The organism is Paracoccus sp. PAR01 (assembly GCF_014851995.1).
GTDB lineage: Bacteria > Pseudomonadota > Alphaproteobacteria > Rhodobacterales > Rhodobacteraceae > Paracoccus > Paracoccus litorisediminis.
The window spans coordinates 1-2,247 of record NZ_JACVAW010000061.1; the positions used below are offsets into that span (position 1 = coordinate 1).

Below are 2,247 nucleotides of genomic sequence, written 5' to 3' on the forward strand. Positions count from 1 at the left end.
CTGGGCATCCAGTCGCTGGTCTGGGACGAGAGCGCCAAGATTCAGGGCGCGGATAATGACTATCACCGCCGCGACCTGTGGGAGGCGATCGCCTCGGGTGATTTCCCGGAATACGAGTTGGCGATCCAGAGCTTCGACGCCGATCTGGCCGACAGTCTGCCTTGGGACGTGCTGGACGCGACCAAGATCATCCCCGAGGAAATCGTGCCGCTGCGCGTGATCGGTCGCATGGTCCTGGACCGCAATCCCGCAAACCATTTCGCCGAGAATGAGCAACTGGCCTTTCTGCCCTCGAACATCGTGCCGGGGATCGACTTCAGCGATGATCCGCTGTTGCAGGGGCGGTTGTTCTCGTATCTCGATACGCAGAAATCGCGGTTGGGCACGACGAATTTCCACCAGATCCCGGTCAATGCGCCGAAATGTCCCTATGCCAATATGATGCGCGACGGGATGATGCAGGTGCAGGTACCCACAGGCCGCGCCAATTACGAGCCGAACAGCCTGAGCGAGGCGGGCGAGGACGGCGGCCCGCGCCCGCGGCCTGACGGCTTCCGCACGGCCCCCCAGTTGGTTGAGGGCGCTAAACTGCGGGTTCGCCCCGAAAGCTTTGCCGATCATTACAGCCAGCCGCGGCTGTTCTGGAACTCGCAGACCGTGAATGAACAGGCCCATATCGCCTCGGCCTTTACCTTCGAACTGTCCAAGGTCGGGCTGGACCACATCCGCAAGCGGGTTCTGTCGCGGTTGCGCAATGTCGATGAGGGGCTGGCGGCGCGGGTGGCCAAGGGGCTGGCGATGGATCTGCCCGAACCGGCGAAACCGGCACGCGCGCCCATCGACATCGACCCCTCGGATGCGCTGTCCATCCAGAAACAGTGGCAGCCTACACTGGCGGGTCGCAAGGTCGGCATCCTTTTCGACGAGGGCTCGGACAAGGCGGCGCTGGACGCATTGGTCGCAGCGATCAGGGATGCGGGCGCAACGCCATTCACCATTGCCCCCAAGGTCGGCGGACTGGCGGTGCAAGGCGGGATGATGACGGCGGAGGGCCAGCTTGCCGGCTCGCCCTCATGGATTTTCGACGCGGTGGCGCTGGTTTTAACCGAGGATGCCGCGCGCAAACTGTCTGCCAACGCCGCGGCCGTGGGCTTCGTTTCGGACGCTTTCGCCCATCTCAAGGCGATCGGCCATGATGCGGGGGCAGCCCCCTTGCTCGAACGCGCCGGGGTGACGCCGGATGCGGGCGTGACCGATCTTGCTGGGCTGCCCAAGGCTGCGACCCTACGCTACTGGGACCGCGAGGCGAGCCTGCGTGATCTGGCCTGAGCGGGAACATTGCGGTCAGGAGCAGGTTGAACGTCATCTACAGGAGGAAGTCACCATGGGTGAGAAACTCGCCCCCCAGACGGCCAACGAGGATTTCAGTGTCAAAAACCGTGCTCAGCAAGAAAAGCTGGGCCAAGCCGATCCGGTGTTGAACCCCAAGCAGATGAAGAAATCCAACGAACCCAATGCCGGAGGGCAGAACCGCGAGGCGGGCGACCGCAAGGCCCGGCAGAATGACCGCGCCACCAATGGCAGAGAATAGTCGCGGTGACAGGGGCGCAGTCTGATCGTGGCGACGCCCAACGCGCTGACCAGTCGGAAGCGTCGGCTGCATCTGGCCAAGCCCTTCTGGGCGGCGACGAAGCATATCAGCGCACCCAGTATCCCGACCCCATCCGCGCGATCATGGGATGTGATCATCGTGGGTGCCGGGATCAGTGGCGCGCTGATGGCCGAGGCGCTGACCCGCAAAAACCGCCGCGTGCTGATCGTTGACCGCAGGGTGCCCGTCAGGGGCTCCAGCATTGCCTCGACCGCGATGATCCAGCACGAGATCGACGTGCCACTGCACCATCTGGCGCGGCGAATGGGCGCGGACGCCGCCCGGACATGGCGACGCTCGGTCAGGGCGGTGCAGGATCTGCAGGACTTGGTGGCGCGCTTGGGTATTGCCTGCGACATGCAGGCCAAACAGGCGCTTTACCTGACCGGCGATGAGATGGGCCACCGTGCAATGCGCAGCGAATTCGAGGCACGGCAGAATGCGGGTATTGCGTGCGACTATCTAGACCAAGCGGAACTCATGCAGCGCTTCGGCATCGACCGCAGCGCTGCGCTCCTGTCCGGCGCCTCGGCCTCGGCGAATCCGGGGCAATTGACCGCTGGCCTGTTAAGTGTGGCGCAGGCGCGCGGGGCCGA

Annotated in this window: 3 protein-coding genes; all 3 read left to right on the forward strand. The window is 64.3% G+C overall.

The features are described 5' to 3' along the window. A partial coding sequence (locus IB235_RS24525; protein ID WP_192339003.1) for a catalase occupies window positions 1-1,329 on the forward strand: 1,329 nt, incomplete at its 5' end. Next, window positions 1,316-1,591: a hypothetical protein gene (locus tag IB235_RS24530; RefSeq protein ID WP_225612617.1), complete on the forward strand. Its 276-nt coding sequence runs from the start codon at window positions 1,316-1,318 to the stop codon at window positions 1,589-1,591. The genes IB235_RS24525 and IB235_RS24530, both read left to right, overlap by 14 nt. Before the next feature lie 27 nt (window positions 1,592-1,618). Continuing rightward, on the forward strand, window positions 1,619-2,247 hold a 629-nt coding region (locus IB235_RS24535; protein ID WP_370576997.1), incomplete at its 3' end, for an NAD(P)/FAD-dependent oxidoreductase.